The organism is Moorena sp. SIO3I6 (assembly GCF_010672095.1).
In genome coordinates this window covers 1-3745 of the sequence record NZ_JAAHHU010000412.1, presented here as the reverse complement: position 1 = coordinate 3745, position 3745 = coordinate 1, and the positions used below count along the sequence as shown (strand labels likewise).

Here is a 3745-nt window from a genome sequence, read left to right as displayed (position 1 = left end):
TGTTGGATACCACCTTCCTTGACAGTGTCTGGGATGTAGTACTCAGCTTATCTGACTCCGCAGACGTACTAAACGTCCAGGATGTCACGATTTGTCAGGGTTAAAAGTATCAGATTCGCGGACGCATTCTGGCTCAAGAAGCCCTCGGAAAAAACGAATTGGCATTACAGTTAAGCCAAAATCGACTTGAAAGTATTTTGAGTTCCCTTGAGGATGTGGTTTGGTCCGTGCGCCCCCAAACCTCCAGACTGCTTTACCTCAACTCCGCTGTTGATAGTCTTTATGGTTATAGTATATCCGATTTTTTAGGTAACTCAAATCTTTGGCTAGAGGTAATCCACCCAGAAGACCGAGAACGAGTTCAGCAAAAGCGAAATTTTTTTAGCAATAACTCATTGCCGTTGTCACCCCAATCACTTCTGGCAATTGACGGTCAAGACTTAGAATATCGAATCGTGCGCTCTGATGGGCAGGTGCGCTGGATTCGTGATCATGTACAAATTCACACCGATGCCCATGGTATCCCGATACGCATTGATGGTATTGTCACTGACATTACCAAAGCCAAGCAAGTCGAGGAAGCTTTGGCAGAGAGTGAGCGGAAATTTCACGCCATCTTTGACCAGACCAGCCAATTTACATGGCTCCTGCAACCAGATGGTACCTTGCTCGAAGCCAACCAAACTGCCCTTAACTTTAGCGGATTAACTCCGTCAGAGATTGTGGGTAAGCCCTTCTGGCAAATCCAATGGTGGACACAGTCTACTCAAACCGAGAATCCTTTAAAAAATGCGATCGCTCAAGCCGCTAACGGTGAGTTTGTCCGTTATCAAGGGTCGGTGCTAGGGTTACAGGGTCAAGTGATCACGATGGAGTTTTCCGTGAAACCGTTGCGGGATGAGAACGGAAATATAGTGTTGTTAATCCTAGAAGGTCGAGATATTAGCGATCGCATCAGAGCAGAAGCAGCAACTAATGAAGCCCAACACAAGGATATACTGCTTAAAGAGATTCACCATCGGGTCAAGAACAATTTACAAATTGTCTCAGGACTCCTTTACCTCCAGTCCCGATATATAGATGATGAAAGTATTCTCGATATCCTCTGTGAAAGCCGCAATCGTCTCCAAGTCATGGCCTTAATCCATGAGAAACTTTATGGCTCTAAGAACCTCACCCAGATTGACTTCCAAGATTATATTCAATCCCTGACTAAGGACTTATTAGGATCTTATGCTTGTACTAATAATCCCCCTAGGATTAAGGTTAATTTTGTTCAGACATTTCTGGACATCGACAGGGCAATTACCTGTGGTTTAATTATTAATGAGTTAGTCTCCAATTCCCTCAAACATGCTTTTCCAGAAGGAGATAACGGTGAAATTATTGTTGACTTTAAGTGCCATGAGGATAACTATTTTGAACTGATCGTCAGTGACAATGGTCTTGGCATCCGAGAAGGTATAGATTTAGATAACCCCAAGACCCTCGGTCTACGCTTAGTCCATACCCTAGCCACTAAGCAACTCAAAGGTGAAGTTGAGTTAGATACAAGTCATGGTGTTATGTTGAAAATTAAATTTTAATAAAGTTTAAAATTGTTTAAACAAGCTTAAAGCATTAGTAAATTTTTCAAGACCCACCTCGAATTGTGATATAGAACTATTAGGTTGTGATGCAGTTAACGTAAGCATTCAGCTATCAGCCGTCAGCTATCATGGTAATCAACGGGAGGTAGTAAACAAGCTTACGGGCTGGTACGGCTGGTTGAAAATCCCTGCTCGTTTTACTCATCCGACCCGCTGCAGTTAAAGCGCCTCCTAGCACCTCAAGTACCGTGGCACAGGCTTCTAGCCTGTGATGGGCATAAGCTGATAGCTGATAGCTGATAGCTGATAGCTGATAGCTGATAGCTGATAGCTGATAGCTGATAGCTTAGCAGTTAACTAACCGGCAGCACAGAATCAAGGCAAAAGTTATTAAGTAGGGAGAACAAACTGGCTTGCTTAAAGGTTAAGACAAGGGACAACCCAAGGTAACTTGAAAAGCAATTCCATAACTAGGAAATGTCACAAATAAACATCTTAGTGGTTGAAGATGAAGCGATCACAGCTGAAGTTATTGCTGAACAGCTCATACAGTTGGGATACACCGTAACCGATAGCGTCACCTCTGGCACGGGCGCTATCAGCAGCACTGCCAATAACCAGCCTGATTTAGTCCTGATGGATATTACCTTAGATCCAAACGATATAGATGGCATAACTGCTGCTCAGCGCATCCGAGAGCAATTCCAGATTCCAGTAGTCTATTTGACAGCCCACTCTGATGAGACTACCCTAGCCCGAGCTAAGATGACAGCACCGTTCGGGTATCTGATCAAACCATTTAACGAACGGGAATTGCGGGTAGCGATTGAAACGGCCCTCTATCGGCACCAGCTGGAAAAAGAGTTAGTCAAACAGCAGAATTTGCTAGCAACAATACTCAGCTCCACTAATGATGCCGTGATCGCTACCAATGAAACAGGGGCAATCACCTACATCAACCCAGCCGCTGCAACCCTCACTGGCTGGACAGTAGCAGAAGCTTCTGGGCACAGCATTACAGATGTGATTCAAATTGTAGACGAACGGACTGATACCCCACTCCAGAACCCAGTCATGGAAGTGCTTCAGGAAGAAAGGGTCATTTTTGTGGATCAGGGCATAGGTTTGATTGCCAAAGACGGTAGCAAGATCTCCGTGGGAAATAGTGCTTCCCCGATTACAGAAGAAGATGGTACCATCAAGGGTGTAGTTCTTGTGCTGTGGAATATCAGGGAACAGCAACAACCAGAATTATTGGCAGTAGAAAGAGTAAAATTGCCAGCCAAAGCTGGCGCTAGCATACAAGCTGAAGCTCAAGCGGGTCAACTATTGTCTGCAGTACAAGAACTAGGGGCACTGAAATCTGACCTAATCGCTAGGATTTCCCATGAGTTTCGCACTCCCCTATCGATTATTTTAACTGCTGCTGAACTGCTGCAAAAATACGGGTCCAAGTTGTCACCGCACAAACAAGAAAGAAACTTGTATCGGATTCAATCATCAGTGATGCGAATGACTCGAATTATGGAAGATGTTCTGACCTTAAGCAAGGCTGAATCCGGTGAACTCCAGCTCAACTGTGTGCCCGTAGATGTGGTTGAATTCTGCCGCAGTTTAGTGGAAGAGTACCAAATCATGGTGGGAAAGCGCTATACTATCGGCTTGATTCCTCAGGATTCCCCTGGCCTAGTTGAGCTGGATGAACAAATCCTACGGCAAATTTTGAGCAATTTGCTGACCTTAGCAACTCATTACTCCTTGAAGGGTAGTATGATTGCTTTGGAAATGTTTTGTGAAGATAACCAAATTGTGTTCCAGGTAAAAGACCAAGGCAGTGGGATTGTGCCCGAAAGTCAGGGACAATTATTTGAAGCGTTATTCCGAGCTAGTAATATTGGTTCTATGTCTTCTTCAGGAATGGGGTTAGGCATGATCCGCAAGTTTGTGGATTTGCATCGTGGTCAAATTACCTTAACTAGTCAAGTCGGAGTTGGTACAACCTATACGGTAAAATTGCCATTAACCGGTTCTATATAGGTAGACTTGGGCTAAAAAGAAATATAGCGAACAACTAACCAATAACTAAATGATTCCACAAACCGAATATAAAGAGCGTCGTGAACAGTTGATGAGTAAGATTGGCAACGGGACCGCTA

At 44.2% G+C, this 3745-nt stretch carries 2 protein-coding genes; both read left to right on the top strand.

The features are described from left to right. Positions 1 to 158: 158 nt before the first annotated feature. The gene (locus F6K49_RS37035; protein ID WP_293104996.1) at positions 159 to 1586 is read left to right on the top strand and encodes a PAS domain S-box protein; all 1428 of its coding nucleotides are present in this window, start codon (positions 159 to 161) and stop codon (positions 1584 to 1586) included. A gap of 480 nt (positions 1587 to 2066) precedes the next feature. Further along, positions 2067 to 3626 (top strand): response regulator, encoded by a 1560-nt coding sequence (locus tag F6K49_RS37030; RefSeq protein WP_293104992.1) that lies wholly within the window; start codon positions 2067 to 2069, stop codon positions 3624 to 3626. Positions 3627 to 3745: the final 119 nt, after the last annotated feature.

Coding starts and splice junctions, on each gene's coding strand:
- F6K49_RS37030 (WP_293104992.1), top strand. CDS start 2,067: ATGTCACAAATAAACATCTTAGTGGTTGAAGATGAAGCGATCACAGCT.